Annotated in this window: 13 protein-coding genes and 2 pseudogenes; 8 read left to right on the top strand and 7 right to left on the bottom strand. The window is 66.5% G+C overall.

From position 1 onward, the window contains the following. Positions 1-108: 108 nt before the first annotated feature. Positions 109-2,319 carry a malate synthase G gene (locus BMY25_RS00795; RefSeq protein WP_092494693.1) on the top strand — a complete coding sequence of 737 codons (2,211 nt, stop codon included), beginning with the start codon at positions 109-111 and terminating at the stop codon, positions 2,317-2,319. A gap of 106 nt (positions 2,320-2,425) precedes the next feature. Further along, the gene (locus BMY25_RS00800) at positions 2,426-3,565 is read left to right on the top strand and encodes an AI-2E family transporter (RefSeq protein WP_092494694.1); all 1,140 of its coding nucleotides are present in this window, start codon (positions 2,426-2,428) and stop codon (positions 3,563-3,565) included. On the opposite strand, the gene BMY25_RS00805 is transcribed toward BMY25_RS00800, so the two are convergent. Beyond that, the gene (locus BMY25_RS00805) at positions 3,562-4,332 is read right to left on the bottom strand and encodes a quinone oxidoreductase family protein (protein ID WP_143061844.1); all 771 of its coding nucleotides are present in this window, start codon (positions 4,330-4,332) and stop codon (positions 3,562-3,564) included. The two genes, BMY25_RS00800 and BMY25_RS00805, sit on opposite strands and share 4 nt — an antisense overlap. On the opposite strand from BMY25_RS00805, the pseudogene BMY25_RS00810 reads away from it, so the two are divergent. Continuing rightward, positions 4,243-4,721: pseudogene (locus tag BMY25_RS00810) on the top strand (MarR family winged helix-turn-helix transcriptional regulator). The gene BMY25_RS00805 and the pseudogene BMY25_RS00810 sit on opposite strands and share 90 nt — an antisense overlap. Before the next feature lie 43 nt (positions 4,722-4,764). On the opposite strand, the gene BMY25_RS00815 reads toward BMY25_RS00810, so the two are convergent. Then, entirely contained in the window at positions 4,765-5,688 is a 924-nt protein-coding gene (locus BMY25_RS00815; RefSeq protein ID WP_238858071.1) for a L,D-transpeptidase, read from the bottom strand. 151 nt (positions 5,689-5,839) lie between these two features. Between BMY25_RS00815 and BMY25_RS00820 the strand changes: the two genes are divergently transcribed. The 4 genes and pseudogenes from BMY25_RS00820 to hisG form a co-directional block, all read left to right on the top strand. Then, complete coding sequence (locus BMY25_RS00820) at positions 5,840-6,478, top strand: DNA-3-methyladenine glycosylase I (protein WP_092494696.1); 639 nt, start codon at positions 5,840-5,842, stop codon at positions 6,476-6,478. A 108-nt stretch (positions 6,479-6,586) separates the two neighbouring features. After that, positions 6,587-8,167 carry a histidine--tRNA ligase gene (gene hisS, locus BMY25_RS00825; RefSeq protein WP_092495128.1) on the top strand — a complete coding sequence of 527 codons (1,581 nt, stop codon included), beginning with the start codon at positions 6,587-6,589 and terminating at the stop codon, positions 8,165-8,167. A gap of 7 nt (positions 8,168-8,174) precedes the next feature. Continuing rightward, the gene (locus BMY25_RS00830) at positions 8,175-9,314 is read left to right on the top strand and encodes an ATP phosphoribosyltransferase regulatory subunit (RefSeq protein WP_092494697.1); all 1,140 of its coding nucleotides are present in this window, start codon (positions 8,175-8,177) and stop codon (positions 9,312-9,314) included. Beyond that, positions 9,311-10,012: pseudogene (gene hisG, locus BMY25_RS00835) on the top strand (ATP phosphoribosyltransferase); the annotation flags it as partial. The gene BMY25_RS00830 and the pseudogene hisG, both read left to right, overlap by 4 nt. A 109-nt stretch (positions 10,013-10,121) precedes the next feature. Here hisG and BMY25_RS00840 read toward each other — a convergent pair. The 3 genes from BMY25_RS00840 to groES form a co-directional block, all read right to left on the bottom strand. Further along, a complete protein-coding gene (locus BMY25_RS00840; protein WP_238858072.1) occupies positions 10,122-10,613 on the bottom strand; it encodes a DoxX family protein in 492 nt (163 codons plus the stop codon). Between the two features lie 117 nt (positions 10,614-10,730). Then, positions 10,731-12,374, bottom strand: a complete 1,644-nt coding sequence (gene groL, locus BMY25_RS00845) for a chaperonin GroEL (RefSeq protein ID WP_092494699.1) — start codon at positions 12,372-12,374, stop codon at positions 10,731-10,733. Positions 12,375-12,427: 53 nt separating this feature from the next. Then, on the bottom strand, positions 12,428-12,715 hold the full coding sequence (gene groES, locus BMY25_RS00850) for a co-chaperone GroES (RefSeq protein WP_092494700.1): 288 nt from the start codon (positions 12,713-12,715) through the stop codon (positions 12,428-12,430). Positions 12,716-12,977: 262 nt separating this feature from the next. Between groES and wrbA the strand changes: the two genes are divergently transcribed. Beyond that, positions 12,978-13,577, top strand: coding sequence for an NAD(P)H:quinone oxidoreductase (gene wrbA, locus BMY25_RS00855; RefSeq protein ID WP_092494701.1), 600 nt, complete (start codon positions 12,978-12,980; stop codon positions 13,575-13,577). A 135-nt stretch (positions 13,578-13,712) separates the two neighbouring features. Here the strand turns inward: wrbA and BMY25_RS00860 are convergent, their stop codons facing one another. Continuing rightward, positions 13,713-14,174: an SAM-dependent methyltransferase gene (locus tag BMY25_RS00860; protein ID WP_092494702.1), complete on the bottom strand. Its 462-nt coding sequence runs from the start codon at positions 14,172-14,174 to the stop codon at positions 13,713-13,715. Between the two features lie 92 nt (positions 14,175-14,266). Beyond that, positions 14,267-15,541: a M16 family metallopeptidase gene (locus BMY25_RS00865; protein ID WP_092494703.1), complete on the bottom strand. Its 1,275-nt coding sequence runs from the start codon at positions 15,539-15,541 to the stop codon at positions 14,267-14,269. Positions 15,542-15,555: the final 14 nt, after the last annotated feature.

Here is a 15,555-nt window from a genome sequence, read left to right on the forward strand (position 1 = left end):
GTCGTTCCGTCGCATGGGGGAGCGACGCAGCGGATCTTTGCCTCCCGGCGGCATCTGCTCTATCAGCAAGGCAAGGATCCATGACGACGATGAGAGCGGGAGCGTGAGATGACCGAGCGGGTGAATGCAGGCGGGCTGCAGGTGGCCGAGGAGCTCTACGATTTCGTCAATGGCGAAGCGCTGCCGGGCACCGGCATCGAGCCGGACGCATTCTGGAACGCGATGGGCGGGATCGTCCGCGACTTCACCGGCCGCAACCGCGATCTCCTGAAGAAGCGCGACGAGTTCCAGGCACAGCTCGACCGCTGGTATCGCGACAACCGCGACAAGGTTTCCGACATCGACGCCTACAAGGCGTTCCTGACCTCTATCGGCTACCTCGTGCCGGAAGGCGGCGAGTTCAGCATCTCGACGTCCGGCGTGGATGCGGAAATCAACACGATTGCCGGCCCGCAGCTCGTGGTGCCGATCACCAATGCCCGCTACGCGCTGAACGCGGCGAACGCCCGCTGGGGCAGCCTCTATGACGCGCTCTACGGCACCGACGCCATCCCCGAGGAGGGCGAGGCGGCGCGCGGCAAGGGCTACAACAAGGCCCGCGGCGAGCGGGTGATCACCTTCGCGCGCGACTTCCTCGACGAAGCGGCCCGGCTGGCCAAGGGGCACCACGGCGATGCGACGGGCTATGCCGTGAAGAACGGCAAGCTCGCGGTTTCGCTGAAGGGCGACGGCGAGACGGGCCTGGCGAACGAGGGCGTCTTCGCCGGTTATCGCGGCCCGGCGGAAGCTCCCGAGGCGATCCTGATCCGCCACAACGGCCTCCACGCGGAAATCCGCATCGACCGGGAAAGCCAGATCGGCCGCGACGATCCGGCCGGCGTTTCCGATCTCGTACTGGAATCGGCCGTGACCACGATCATGGACTTCGAGGATTCCGTCGCCTGCGTCGATGCCGAGGACAAGGTCCTCGCCTATCGCAACTGGCTGGGCCTGATGAAGGGCGACCTGATCGAGACCTTCGACAAGGGCGGCCGCACCGTTCGGCGCGAGCTGAATCCCGACCGCACCTATACCGCGCCGGATGGGGGCGAGGTCACCGTGCCCGGCCGCAGTACCATGCTTGTACGCAATGTCGGTCACCTCATGACCATCGACGCGATCCTCGACGGCGAGGGCGCGCCGGTGTTCGAAGGGCTGATGGACGGCATGATCAGCGCCGCGATCGCGCTGCACGATATCGGGCCGGAAGGGCGGCATCTGAACAGCCGCGCCGGCTCCGTCTATATCGTCAAGCCCAAGATGCACGGGCCGGAGGAGGTGGCTTTCGCCAACGATCTCTTCGACCGGATCGAGGACGCGCTGGGCCTTGCCCGCAACACGCTGAAGATCGGCATCATGGACGAGGAGCGGCGCACGACGCTGAACCTCAAGGAATCGATCCGCGCCGCGAGGGACCGGGTGGTCTTCATCAATACGGGCTTTCTCGACCGCACCGGCGACGAGATCCATACCTCGATGGAGGCCGGGCCGATGATCCGCAAGGGCGACATGCGCGCCGCCGCCTGGATCGGCGCCTACGAGAACCAGAACGTCGATGTCGGCCTGGAATGCGGGTTGCAGGGCCATGCGCAGATCGGCAAGGGAATGTGGGCGATGCCGGACCGGATGGCCGACATGCTGGAGGCCAAGATCGGCCATCCGATGGCCGGCGCGAACACCGCCTGGGTGCCGTCGCCGACCGCCGCGACGCTGCACGCGATCCACTATCACAAGGTGGATGTCGCCGCGCGGCAGGCCGAGCTCAAGAGCCGCAAGCGCGCCGATATCGACGCGATCCTGACCATCCCGGTCGCGACCAGGCCGAACTGGCCGGCAGACGCGATCCAGCAGGAGCTCGACAACAACGCGCAGGGCATTCTCGGCTATGTCGTGCGCTGGGTCGATCAGGGCGTCGGCTGCTCCAAGGTGCCTGACATCCACGATGTCGGTCTGATGGAGGACCGCGCCACGCTCCGCATCTCCAGCCAACACATCGCCAACTGGCTGCACCACAAGGTCGCCAGCCACGATCAGATGATGGAGACCATGAAGCGCATGGCGGCGGTGGTGGACCGGCAGAACGAGGGCGACCCGCTCTACCGGCCGATGGCGGAGGATTTCGAGGGCAGCGTCGCCTTCCAGGCCGCCTGCGACCTCGTCTTCAAGGGACGCGAGCAGCCGAACGGCTACACCGAGCCGGTGCTGCATGCCCGCCGCGCGGAGGCCAAGGCCCGCAACGCCACGCCGACCCAAGTGTCCGCCAAGCGTTCACCGCTCTAGAGAAAACTTACCCGGCTTCGGGAACAGGAACATGCGATGCCGGTTCACTGCTACCGCGGTGGGCCGGCTTTTCGTTTGAGCCCACATCTTTCGATGGAGTGGCTTGATGGCGTCTGAAACCCCGGAGAATGCCTGGTCGCCGGGCGCCGTCGCCCGACTGACGGTGCTGGTTGCCTCTATCTTCGTGGCGCTGGCCGCGGGTTGCTTCATCCTGTGGAAGGGCTCGGCCGCCTTCTTCGTCATCTTCGGCGGGCTGCTTCTGGCCGTGGTGCTCGATGCCGGCGCCTCCGCTCTCGGCCGCATCCTGCATGTCAGGCGGAGCATCCTGCTGGTCGCCCTGTTCCTGATCCTGATGATCGTGCTGGGTGGCGCGGTTTCCTGGGGCGGTGCCACGCTCGTCGATCAGGCGGGACGGTTCACCTCCACCTTTTCCGAACAGACCAAGAAGCTGAACGACCTCATCGCCTCCAGCCACCTGCCGTTCCTGTCCGGCGAGAGCCTGAAGAACCTGCTGCCCTCGGGCGGTGCGATGTTCGGCGGCGCCACCAATGCCGTGGTCGCCGGCTTCGGCGTGGTCGGCAATTTCGTGCTGATGCTGTTCCTGGGCGCGTTTCTCGCCTGGGAGCCCGAAACCTACAAGATGGGCTTCCTGAGCCTCCTGCCGAAGGAGAAGCGGGAGCGCGTCGGCGAGGCGCTGGACGAGGCGGGTGTGGCGATGCGCGGCTGGTTTCTCGGCCAGCTCGTCAGCATGGCGATCGTCGGCGTGGCGACGCTGCTGATCCTCTGGGTGCTCGGCTTCTCGTTCCCGCTGCTGCTGGCGGTGATGTCCGGCCTCCTGGTCTTCATCCCGACCATCGGTCCGACGGTCGCCGGCGGTATCATCATCCTCGCCGGGCTGGCGCAGAGCCCGTCCATGGCGCTCTACGGCCTCGGCGCCTATCTCGTCATCCAGGCACTGGAGAGCAACATCGTGACGCCGATGGTGCAGGAGCGGGTAGTGAGCCTGCCGGCGGCCTATACGCTGGGCTTCCAGCTTCTCTTCGGGGCGCTTTTCGGCATTCCGGGCCTGGCGCTCGCCGTGCCGATCAGCGCGGCGGTGAAGACGCTGGTGCTGGAACTCTACGTGGAAGACGGGCTCGGCGGCGCGTGGAAGGCGGAGGACGAGGCGGAGGAGGAAGAGAAGAGCCGCCGCAATCTCCGCCGTATTCACCGCACGGGCCACAATCGCAGCGGCGAACGCGTCTAGGCCGACTCAGGCGCCGGGCAGCGTGAAGACGGTGCGGCGCTTGCTGTCGTCCCGTCTCCAGGCCGCTTCGACCTCCGCCAGCGGCGCGGGCGTGGTGGCGATCCGCAGGCCCGCCGGCACCGCGCCTGCAGAACGCCCTCCATGGCCTTGATCATGCGAGGCAGGGGGATGCTGCCGCTGCCGCTGCCCATCAATTCGATAGCGAAGGATCGGAGCACGGCACCGGGCAGAGTGATTTTCGGACCGCTGATCGATCCGAACTGCACAAGGCGGATCGGCACCGCGTCCGCTCCGGCTTTCGCGCCGGCCACCAGCAGCCGTTCCGCGCTTTTCCCAGAGATAATCGAGTACGACATCGAAACCCCCGGCGAACGGCTCGCGAAGCGCCCCTTCCAATGCGGCCTCGTCGCCGTCGACGCGATCGTCACATCCGCACCGAGTTCCCCCTGGGAATGCAGCGCCTCGGGATCGCGGCCCGTCGCGATGATCTTCGCCGCGCCAAGATGGCGGGCGATCTGCACGGCCAAGGAGTCCGCGGCCCCCGTGGCACCGTTGACCAGAACGGGTTCGCCGGTCCTCAGCTTTGCGCGTTCGGTGAGTGCCGCCCAGGAGGACATGCCGGGATTGGCGATGGACGCGGCGGTGATGTCATCCATCTCGTCCGGCAGGGGAATGCACTGTGCCGAGGGCACCACGTCCGCTCGGAGAAGCTGCGCGAGCTTCACGGAGCCGTTCTCGATATCGTGGGCATGCTGAATCGGCCGCATGCGCGAATGACATGCTGATCGAGGCCGCCGGCATCCCGCTCGACCGCGTGCTGTTTCCACTGCTCGTCAGCATCGAGCGTTTCGGACCGACCGGCGTGGTCGATCTGGCCGACCGCGTGGGGCGCGACTACACGACCGTCAGTCGGAAGGTGGCGAAGCTGGAAAGTCTTGATCTCGTGGAGCGGCGGGGAAGTCAGGTCGACCGCCGGGTCCGGGAGGCGGTCATCGCTCCCAGGGGCAAGGCGATGACCGATCTGGTGGATGCCGCACGCGAGCGGTTCGGTCGGGCGATCTTCGAAACCTGGGACGCCGGAGAGATGGACGAACTGGTGCGGCTGATGCGCAAATTCTATGATGCGATGAAGCAGGTCACCTCGACAGAGGCCTGATCGGTCGGGCTGCCGGAGGCTGTCGCCTCCGGCGCTTCTCGATTCAGCGGACGACGACCGTGGTGCCGACGCCGACACGGGAATAAAGGTCCGTCACGTCCTCGTTGCGCATGCGAATGCAGCCGGAGGAAACCGCGTGGCCGATGGTCCAGGGCTCGTTGGAGCCGTGGATGCGGAACAGCGTGTCCTGTCCGTTGCGGTAGAGATACATGGCGCGGGCGCCGAGCGGATTGCGCGTGCCGCCGGCCATGGAGGCCGGCAGATAAGGCTGGCGCTTGCGCATTTCGGACGGGGGCGTCCAGGTCGGCCATTCCGCCTTGCGGCCGATATGGGCGGTGCCGGACCAGGCGAAGCCTTCGCGGCCGACGCCGACGCCATAGCGCCGTGCCTTGCCTCCGGCCATGACAAGGTAAAGGTGGCGCGAGGACGTATCGATCACGATCGTGCCCGGCGCCTGGCTGGTGTTGTAGTTCACCACCGTCGGCAGGAATTCCGGCGCCACCGTGCGGGCGGGGGCGGCTTGGACGGAGGGTGCGCCCGGCGAGATCAGCGACACCGGCTGCATGGCCGGTCGGATCGCCGTCGGCCCGTTCGGCACCACATAGATGGCGCGCGGGGGCGGCGCGATCACGACCGCGTCCGGCTGGGGCGCGAACATGACCTGCAGCAACCCGCGCCGCTGGTCGACCGGGCGGATTTCCGCAACGGGCGTGACATAGGCCCGCTCGCGAACGGGAGACGCGTAGACCGGAGCAGCATAGACCGGCTGCTGGTAGCGCACCGGCGCGGCCCGGACCGTCGGTTCGCAGGTCGGCAGGGGCTGCAGCTGGTCGATCCATTGCTGCTCGACCCGGGGATCGGGATGAACGTAATGCTGCGCGGAGGCGACGCCGGGAGCGGCTGCGCCGGCAAGGCTGCCAAGAGCCAGGAGCGCGAGAGTGGGGATCTTCTTCATCGAGGGAAACATGCTCTTCTCGGGAAGGCCGGGGCACGGCGGTTCTGCTGGAGCTTGGTCCGGCTTGTCCCTCCGAAGGGTAAATTCCGGCGCGCTTCCGGTCTGGCGGACGGGATTCCTCCGGCTAAGGTGAATCAAGGGTTGAAGTGGGGATGCGGTGGCGATGGCCGAGCGAACGGACGGGCTGGTGGCGGGCGAGGACGGCCGGCTTCGCTGCTCCTGGCAGGGCAATGTCCCGATCTACCGCGACTACCATGACGAGGAATGGGGCCGGCCCGTCGGCGACGATCGCCGGCTGTTCGAGAAGATCTGCCTGGAGGGCTTCCAGTCCGGCCTTTCCTGGCTGACGATCCTGAGAAAGCGGGAAGCCTTCCGGGCCGCCTTCGCCGGTTTCGACCCGGAAACCGTGGTGCGCTTCGGCCCGGCGGAGGTCGAGCGGTGCCTCGGAGACGCCGGCATCGTCCGCCATCGCGGCAAGATCGCGTCCGTCGTCAATAATGCGCGACGCATGCTGGAGCTTGTCGAGCGGGAGGGTTCGCTCGCCGCGTTCATCTGGCGCTACGAGCCGAAGCCGGAAATGCGGCCGACGCATGTCGGGCCGGAAACACTGCGCGCCATCACCCAGAGCCCGGAATCGGTGGCCTTATCGAAGGAACTCCGCAGGCGCGGCTGGAGCTTCGTCGGCCCGACGACGTGCTACGCCTTCATGCAGTCGATGGGGCTCGTCAACGATCATCTCGAAGGCTGCTGCTGCCGCGAGGCGGTCGAGGCCGCGCGCGCCGGTTTCGCCCGACCGATCTAGAATCGGCGGACGGCCCGAGTTGCAGCGAAAACTTGTTGCCCGCGCCGCATTGTCTTAAGGGGAAGGCAGGCTCGTTTCCGCGGGCTTTTCCCAGTTTTTGACGTGATCATGGCCGGCCAATCCAAGAAGCAGAAGTTGCAGCCGCGTCTCCCGCGCGGCTTTGCCGATCGCACCCCCGACGATATCCGTGCGGTCACCCGCATGACGGATGCGATCCGGGCCGTTTACGAGCGCTATGGCTTCGAGCCGGTCGAGACGCCGTTCGTGGAGCTGACAGAGACCTTGGGCAAGTTCCTGCCCGATCTCGACCGCCCGAACGAGGGCGTCTTCTCCTTCCAGGACGATGACGAGCAGTGGCTGTCGCTGCGCTACGACCTGACCGCGCCGCTCGCCCGCTATGTCGCGGAGAATTTCGAGGCGCTGCCCAAGCCCTATCGCAGCTACCGCTTCGGCTGGGTCTTCCGCAACGAGAAGCCCGGTCCCGGCCGCTTCCGCCAGTTCATGCAGTTCGACGCGGACACCGTCGGCGCGCCCTCCGCCGCGGCCGATGCCGAGATCTGCATGATGGCGTCCGACACGCTGGAGCTGCTCGGCGTCAAGCGCGGCGACTACGTGATCCGCGTCAACAACCGCAAGGTGCTGGATGGCGTGATGGAGGCGATCGGGCTCGCCGGCGACGAGCATGCCGCCACGCGCCTGACGGTGCTGCGTGCCGTGGACAAGATGGACCGGCTTGGGCCGGAAGGCGTTCGCCTGCTGCTGGGCGCCGGTCGCAAGGACGAGAGCGGCGACTTCACCAAGGGCGCCGGCCTCGCCCCCGAGCAGATCGAGAAGTTGCTCTCCTACGTGGAGGCCGGGCAGGCGGCGGACGTGACCGGTCATGCGGCCGAGCTTCTGGCGGGCGGTCACGAGGTGATCGAGCTGGAAGGCAGCCACCACGAGCTCAAGCTGACGGAGAACGCCGATACGCTGAAGACGCTGCGCTCGCTTTTCGACAACGCGCTTTATCTGGAAGGCATCGGCGAACTCGAACAGATCGCCGAGTTGATCCACGCGGCGGGCTACGAGGCGGACCGTATCCGCATCGATCCGTCCGTGGTGCGCGGCCTGGAATACTACACCGGTCCCGTCTACGAGGCCGAGCTGACCTTCCAGGTAACCAACGAAAAGGGCGAGCCCGTGCGCTTCGGCTCGGTGGCCGGCGGCGGCCGCTATGACGGGCTGGTCGGGCGTTTCCGCTCCGAGGACGTGCCGGCGACCGGCTTCTCCATCGGCGTCTCGCGTCTGGCCTCGGCCCTGAAAGCCCTGGGCAAGCTGGGCAGCGAGGGCGCGACCGGCCCGGTGGTCGTCACCGTGATGGATCGCGATCGCATGGGTGACTATCAGCGCATGGTGTCCGAGCTTCGCGAGGCCGGTATTCGCGCCGAGCTCTATCTCGGCGGCTCCGGCATGAAGGCGCAGCTGAAATATGCCGACCGCCGCAATGCGCCCTGCGTCATCATCCAGGGCAGCCAGGAAGCGATCGAGGGCAAGGTGCAGATCAAGGATCTCGTGGAGGGCAAGCGCCTTTCCGAGACCATTGCCGACAACCAGACCTGGCGAGCCGAGCGCCCGGCGCAGTTCGACGCCGACCGGAACACGCTGGTGCAGGCCGTGCGCGATCTGCTGGCCCGGCAGACGGAAGGCTGATCCTGAAATGCCAGCATCCGGGGCAGACTTTGGAGTGGGCGAGGGGCGCCTGAAGGCGCTCTTCGACGCGGTGGGAGCGGAATGGCTGGACCTGCCGGTCCTGCATCCCGCCGATCCGTTCCTGGAAACGGCCGGCGAGGATATCCGCCGCCGCATGTTCGTGACGGAAGGTCCCACCGGCGAACGGCTGGCGCTCCGCCCCGACTTTACGATTCCGGTCTGCCTGCACCATCTCGCCCACGCCGCGGCGCCCAGGTGCTACGCCTATGAAGGCGTGGTTTTCCGTCGCCACGATACCGGCTCGCCGGAGCGGCTGGAGACGGGGTACGAGGATATCGGCCGCGCCAGCGCGCCCGAAGTCGACGCGGAAATCCTGAAGCTCGCGGTTTCCGGCGTCTCTTCGCTGGGCGCGGGCGATATCAATGTGCAGGTCGGCGACATCGCGCTCTTCACCGCGCTGTTGCAGGCGCTGGAAATCCCGCCCGCCTGGCAGCGGCGGCTGCGCCGGGCCTTCGGCCTGCCCGCCCGCATGGCGGCCCATCTCGCCCGTCTTTCCTCGCCGCGCGAGGGCCGCCCGGCGCTCGACGCTGAACTTCGGAAGGCGGCGGAGGCGGGCGACCGCGATGCGCTGACCGGCGCATTGCAAGCGCGGCTCGCGGCGCAGGGCTATCTCGATCCCGGCCGTTCGGCCACCGAGATCGCCGAGCGTTACCTCGACCAGCAGGCTCTCACCGAGACGCGCCTTTCCCCCCGCGTCATCGAGGCGCTCAGGGCGTTCCTGTCGCTGGAAGCGGAGGTCGACCGCGCCGCCGATGAGCTGAACCGTTTTGCGCAAGGCGCCGGCGTGGATCTCGGCCCGGCGCTGGAAGCGCTTGCCGCCACGGCGGAGGCGATCGGCACGGGCTCCCCCGGCGTTCGCATCCGCTTCGCCGCCGGGTTCGGCCGCCCTCTCGATTATTATACCGGCCTTGTCTTCGACGTACGCGCGCAGAACTATCCCTATCCGCTCGCCGGAGGCGGTCGTTACGACCGGCTCATGCAGGTGCTGGGCGCCCCCGCGTCGATCCCTGCCATCGGCTTCACCATCCGGCTGGACGAACCGTCACCCGTCGGTGCCCAGGCGGCAGGCGCTGGAGAGAACGCATGAGCGGCTCGGGAAACTGCCTGGTCATCGCCGTGCCCTCAAAGGGGCGATTGCAGGAACAGGCGGCTGCCGTCCTCACCGCGGCCGGGCTGCCGATCGAGAAGCTCGGGGGCAGCCGCAATTATCGCGGTCGGGTCATCGGGCGCGACGATATCGAGATCGCTTTCCTGTCGGCCTCCGAGATCGCCCATGAACTGGCGACCGGGCAGGTCCATATCGGCGTCACCGGCGAAGATCTCGTGCGCGAGACCATCGTGGATTCCGACCGGCGCGTGTCCCTCGTCTGCCGGCTGGGCTTCGGCCATGCCGACGTGGTGGTTGCCGTGCCGGATGCGTGGATCGACGTCCACACCATGGAAGATCTGGACGATGTCGCGGCGGGATTCCTGGCGCGTCATGGGCGACGGCTGCGAATCGCCACGAAATACTGGACGCTGACGCAGGGGTTCTTCGCGCGCCACGGCATCGCGCTCTACCGCATCGTGGAGAGCCTCGGCGCCACGGAGGGAGCGCCGGCGGCCGGCAAGGCGGACCTGATCGTCGACATTACCTCGACGGGATCCACCCTTGTGGCGAACCACCTCAAGATCCTGCAGGACGGGGTCGTCCTGCGCTCGGAGGCCAATCTCGTGATATCGCGCGGGGCGGACTGGTCCGGCGGTACGGCCGGGGCGGCGAGGGCGCTTCTGGAGGCGCTCTCCGGCAGCCATTATCCCGTCTCGCTGCAGGCGGCGGAAGCGGTCTTCGGCTGAAACGAAAAAGGGCGCCGCTCCCGGAGCGACGCCCCTCTCATGCGATCTGCGGGATCGGTCAGGCGCCGAGGCGCACGCCGACGCGGCGGCGGCTGGCGATCCAGCTATCCAGCGACCAGGCGCAGGGGCCGAAGGCGGTCAGGAACAGGAAGCCGCCGGCAATCGCGACGTTCTTCATGAAGTTGATCGCCTGGCCCTGGTCGGCCATGTCGTTGTGGAAGAACAGCGCCGTCAGGATGGTGAAGCCGGCGAGCAGGAACGCCACCACGCGCGTGCCGAGACCGAAGACGATCAGCAGCCCGCCGCCGAGTTCCGTCAGGATGACGAGCGGCAGCAGGGCGCCGGGCACGCCGTGCGATGCCATGTAGGCGGCCGTCGCGGAATAGCCGGTCAGCTTGCCCCAGCCGGACACGACGAAGATGTAGGCAATCAAAATTCGGCCGATCAGAACGAGCGGTGCTCTCAGCGAGTCCATGGGGATCTCCATCCAGTGATGGACCACTCCTACAGGATCGCGCGAGACGCGGATCGCGACGAACGCATTGTTCATCAATTCTGCTCGTCAAGGCCGTTATTGTTCAGCGCCTCGCAGCGGAAGGAACCCGCTGAAAAGCAAAACGGGGCCCAGAGGGCCCCGCTCGCATTCACTCGATGAGGACCGGACTTCTTAGAAGTCCATGCCGCCCATGCCGCCCATGCCGCCGCCGGGCATCGCCGGGGCCGCAGACTCCTTGCGGGGAGCGTCGGCGATCATGGCTTCCGTGGTGACCAGCAGACCGGCGACCGAAGCCGCGTCCTGCAGGGCGGTACGGACGACCTTGGTCGGGTCGATGATGCCGGCCTGGACGAGGTCCTTGTATTCCTCGGTCTGGGCGTCGAAGCCGAAGTTGCCTTCGGTTTCCAGCACCTTGCCGACCACGATCGAGCCATCGACGCCAGCGTTCGCGGCGATCTGGCGGATCGGGGCTTCAAGCGCCTTGAGGACGATCTTGATGCCGGCCTGGACGTCCGGGTTCGGGGAGGAGAGACCCTCGACGACCTTCTTGGCGCGGAGCAGAGCGGTGCCGCCGCCGGGGACGATGCCTTCTTCCACGGCCGCGCGGGTCGCGTTCAGGGCGTCGTCGACGCGGTCCTTCTTTTCCTTGACTTCCATCTCGGTCACGCCGCCGACGCGGATCACCGCGACGCCGCCGGCGAGCTTGGCCAGACGCTCCTGCAGCTTCTCACGGTCGTAGTCGGAGGAGGTTTCCTCGATCTGCGCCTTGATCTGCGAGACACGGCCTTCGATGTCGGCCTTGTCGCCGTAACCGTCGACGATCGTGGTCTCTTCCTTGGTGATCGTCATCTTCTTGGCGCGGCCAAGCATGTCGAGGGTGACATTCTCAAGCTTGATGCCAAGGTCTTCGGAGATGACCTGGCCGCCCGTGAGGGTGGCGATGTCCTGCAGCATGGCCTTGCGGCGATCGCCGAAGCCCGGAGCCTTGACGGCAGCGACCTTCAGGCCACCGCGCAGCTTGTTGACGACGAGCGTGGCCAGGGCCTCGCCTTCGACGTCTTCGGCGATGATCACCAGCGGACGCGAGGACTGCACGACGGCCTCGAGGACCGGCAGCATCGCCTGGAGGTTGGAGAGCTTCTTCTCGTGCAGGAGGATGTAGGGATCTTCCAGATCCGCGATCATCTTCTCGGCATTGGTGATGAAGTAGGGGGAGAGGTAGCCGCGGTCGAACTGCATGCCCTCGACGACTTCAAGCTCGGTCTCGAGGCTCTTGGCCTCCTCGACCGTGATGACGCCCTCGTTGCCGACCTTCTGCATCGCCTCGGCGATCATCTCGCCGACGGCCTTGTCGCCGTTCGCGGAGATCGTGCCGACCTGGGCGACTTCGCTGGAAGCGTTGATCTTCTTGGAGCGCGCCTGCAGGTCCTTGACGACTTCGGCGACGGCGATGTCGATGCCGCGCTTCAGGTCCATCGGGTTCATGCCGGAGGTGACGTACTTGGCACCTTCCTTCACGATCGCCTGGGCGAGAACGGTTGCCGTGGTCGTGCCGTCGCCAGCGATGTCGTTGGTCTTGGAAGCGACCTCACGAACCATCTGGGCGCCCATGTTCTCGAACTTGTCTTCAAGCTCGATTTCCTTGGCGACCGTGACACCGTCCTTGGTGATGCGCGGAGCGCCGAAGGACTTGTCGATCACGACGTTGCGGCCCTTCGGGCCGAGCGTCACCTTGACGGCGTTGGCGAGGATGTCGACGCCGCGGAGCATGCGCTCACGGGCATCGGAGGAGAAACGTACGTCTTTCGCAGCCATTGCTTAAGGCTCCTGCAAAGAAATTTGGGGGAGGACGGGGAAGGGCGGTCGCTTTACGCGACGACGCCCATGATGTCGGATTCCTTCATGATCAGGAGATCCTCACCGTCGATCTTGACTTCCGTGCCCGACCACTTGCCGAACAGAACGCGGTCGCCGGCCTTGACGTCGAGCGCCTGGACCTTGCCGGACTCGTCGCGAGCGCCCGGGCCGACGGCGATCACTTCGCCTTCCTGCGGCTTTTCCTTGGCGGTATCCGGAATGATGATGCCGCCCTTGGTCTTCTCCTCAGAGTCGACGCGGCGGACAACAACACGATCATGGAGAGGGCGGAACTGCATCGCTGCCTCATGTCCTTCGGCTATGGCGCGTAAATGCACCCGTTGAAACCGTGCCTTGGCACTCACCCGAGGGGAGTGCTAACAGGCATGGTGCAGATAAGCAGGGCACCCTGCAGAGTCAAGGGAGAGGGGCGATTTTGAAGCCCGGAGGAGGGTCGCAGGGAACAAACGTCGTCCACCGGGGCGCTACACTCTGTTCACGCCGTGGACTTCTCCGCTCTCCCAAGTAGGTTGTGCGCCTACGCCTTGAAAGGGGTCCCTGATGACCAAGGTTCTCGTACTCTATTATTCCAGCTACGGCCACATCGAGAAGATGGCCCAAGCCGTCGCCGACGGCGTGCGTGAAGCCGGCGCCGAAGTCGCCGTCAAGCGCGTTCCCGAGCTGGTTCCCCAGCAGCTTGCGGAGCAGTCGGGCTACAAGATGGACCAGACCGCCGAGATCGCGACGGTCGGCGAGCTGGAAACCTACGACGCCATCATCGTCGGCACCCCGACCCGCTACGGCAACATGGCCTCCCAGATGAAGAACTTCTGGGACCAGACTGGCGGCGTGTGGTTCGCCGGCAAGCTGATCGGCAAGGTCGGCTCGGTGTTCACGTCCACGGCCAGCCAGCATGGCGGCCAGGAGACGACCATCACCTCCACGCAGACCGTGCTCTTTCACCACGGCATGGTGATCGTCGGCCTGCCCTACAGCTTCGCCGGCCTCGTCGGTCTCGACGAAGTCTCCGGCGGCACGCCCTACGGCGCTTCCACGCTGGCCGGCGGCGACGGTTCGCGCCAGCCGAGCGAGAACGAACTGGCCGGCGCCCGCTTCCAGGGCAAGCACGTCGCCCAGATCGCGGGCAAGCTCGCTTCCTGAGCCTCTGGCTTTTTCGAATAAAAGAAACCCGGCGCTGCGGCGCCGGGTTTTTCTTTGAGCGTGGTTTGGGGAAATCGGGGCCGCCGGGCATCCTGAGCGTCAGCCGTCAATCGGCCCCGGCCCCCATTGCCGCCCCTACCAATACCGCGCCATCAACTCGGACACCCATTCCGGCTGATGAACTTCCGCGCGCGGCAGGAACTCGCGCATCACCGGTTTGATGTCGATCACGGGAGTGCCGTCGATCGCATCCAGTCCCTCCACCTCCAGCCGGGTTCCTTCAACGGCGAGGATCCTGCAGATGGTGACGCCGATCCGGTTGGGACGGTTCTTGCCCCTTTGGGCGAAAATGCCGACCAGAGGCCAATCCCTGCGGCCACGCGGATGGCGGGAGCCGCGTTCGATTTCCTCCGGCGGCACCAGGTGGAAAAGAAAGGTGACCTCGGCATGGCTGAAGGCCTCCAGCCCGGCAAGAGCGTCGGCGGTGAACAGGCTCTCGTCGAGCTGGACGACCGAGCGGGAAGAGCCCCAATCGTCATCGACGGGCTCGGCCCTCCCGCCCCTTACGGAGCCGATCGGTTCGATCGTGAAGCTCATCCGACACTCTCCGTGCGGTAATCGACGATGCCGCGGGCGAAGCGCTGCGGCGTCGACAGGTCTCCTGTGGCCGATCCTGAGCGGCGTCCCGTTCAGGGCGCCTGTTCGCCCACGGTGACGATCGTGACGGGGCCGCCGAACACGCGGGAGGCGGCGCGCTTCACGTCCTCATGGGTGAGGTCCCGGATCAGCTGGTTGCGCCGGTTGATGTAATCGACGCCGAGCCGGTCCAGATAGATGTGGATCAGCTGCCGCGCGATCTTCTGCGAAGCGTCGAAGCGGAGCGCGTAATTGCCGATCAGGTACTGCTTGGCCTTGGCCAGTTCCTCGTCCGTCGGGCCGGAGGCCGCCACGTCGCCGGCCTGTTCCAGCATCACGTCGATGGCGGTGCGGGCCTTGTCCGTGCGCGTCGCGGCCGAGCCGATCCAGGCGCCGGAATGCTCCAGGGGCACGAGGCCGGTGCCGACGGAATAGCTGAGGCCGCGCTTCTCGCGCACTTCCTTGAACATGCGCGAGGAGAAGGTGCCGCCGCCGATGATGTGGTTGGCGACATAGGCGGCCATGAAATCGGGATCGTCGCGGTTGATGCCCGCGCCGCCGATGTGGATCGTGGTCTGAGGCACGCTGAGCGGCAGGTGCAGGACCTGTCCCGCCGTCGGCGTCACGAACCCGGCGTGGGTGAGCTGGCTCGCCGCCGGCAGGTCGCCGAAGACATGGTCGAGCTGCCGCCCGAGGGAAGCGGCGTCGATGGCGCCGACGACCACCACGTAAAGGTTGTCGCGCGCCAGGAGACGCCGGTGGATGAGGCGGCAATCCTCCGCGTCGATCGCCGCCACCGTTTCCGGCGTGCCATGCGTCTGCCGGCCATAGGGGTGCTCGGCGAAGAGGCTTTCCCACCAGGCCTTCGAGGCGATCTCGTGCGGCTCGGTCTCCGCGCTGCGGAGGTTGGAGAGCATCTGGTTGCGGATGCGCTCCAGCGGCTCCGCGTCGAAGCGCGGCTGGGTGATCGCCAGCCGCAGCATATCGAAAGCCGCGTCCTCATTCAGCTTCAGCGTGCGGAGATTGCCGTGAAACGTATCCTGCCCGGCGTCGAAGGACAGGTTTATGTTGAGATCGGCGAGGCGCATCTGGAACGCCTGCGAGTCGAGATCGCCGGCGCCTTCGTCCAGCAGCGCGGAGACCATGTTGGTCAGGCCCGACTTTTCCTTCGGCTCCTGCGCCGCGCCGCCGCGAAAGGCGATGTTCACGGTGACGATGGGGACCGTGTAGTCCTCCACCAGCCAGGCGCTGAGACCGCCCGGGCTCGTCACCTCCTGCACGGTGACGGAGCCGGTTCGATGGGGAAGGCCGTGGGCGGGGCTGTTCATGATGCTCTGCAATC

The sequence above is a fragment of the Faunimonas pinastri genome (assembly GCF_900110915.1).
GTDB classification, from domain to species: domain Bacteria; phylum Pseudomonadota; class Alphaproteobacteria; order Rhizobiales; family Afifellaceae; genus Faunimonas; species Faunimonas pinastri.

Excerpts from the sequence above, each read along its gene's own strand:
- BMY25_RS00795 (WP_092494693.1), top strand. The coding sequence starts at position 109 with ATGACCGAGCGGGTGAATGCAGGCGGGCTGCAGGTGGCCGAGGAGCTC.
- BMY25_RS00800 (WP_092494694.1), top strand. The coding sequence starts at position 2,426 with ATGGCGTCTGAAACCCCGGAGAATGCCTGGTCGCCGGGCGCCGTCGCC.
- BMY25_RS00805 (WP_143061844.1), bottom strand. The coding sequence starts at position 4,332 with ATGCGGCCGATTCAGCATGCCCACGATATCGAGAACGGCTCCGTGAAG.
- BMY25_RS00815 (WP_238858071.1), bottom strand. The coding sequence starts at position 5,688 with ATGTTTCCCTCGATGAAGAAGATCCCCACTCTCGCGCTCCTGGCTCTT.
- BMY25_RS00820 (WP_092494696.1), top strand. The coding sequence starts at position 5,840 with ATGGCCGAGCGAACGGACGGGCTGGTGGCGGGCGAGGACGGCCGGCTT.
- hisS (WP_092495128.1), top strand. The coding sequence starts at position 6,587 with ATGGCCGGCCAATCCAAGAAGCAGAAGTTGCAGCCGCGTCTCCCGCGC.
- BMY25_RS00830 (WP_092494697.1), top strand. The coding sequence starts at position 8,175 with ATGCCAGCATCCGGGGCAGACTTTGGAGTGGGCGAGGGGCGCCTGAAG.
- BMY25_RS00840 (WP_238858072.1), bottom strand. The coding sequence starts at position 10,613 with ATGAACAATGCGTTCGTCGCGATCCGCGTCTCGCGCGATCCTGTAGGA.
- groL (WP_092494699.1), bottom strand. The coding sequence starts at position 12,374 with ATGGCTGCGAAAGACGTACGTTTCTCCTCCGATGCCCGTGAGCGCATG.
- groES (WP_092494700.1), bottom strand. The coding sequence starts at position 12,715 with ATGCAGTTCCGCCCTCTCCATGATCGTGTTGTTGTCCGCCGCGTCGAC.
- wrbA (WP_092494701.1), top strand. The coding sequence starts at position 12,978 with ATGACCAAGGTTCTCGTACTCTATTATTCCAGCTACGGCCACATCGAG.
- BMY25_RS00860 (WP_092494702.1), bottom strand. The coding sequence starts at position 14,174 with ATGAGCTTCACGATCGAACCGATCGGCTCCGTAAGGGGCGGGAGGGCC.
- BMY25_RS00865 (WP_092494703.1), bottom strand. The coding sequence starts at position 15,541 with ATGAACAGCCCCGCCCACGGCCTTCCCCATCGAACCGGCTCCGTCACC.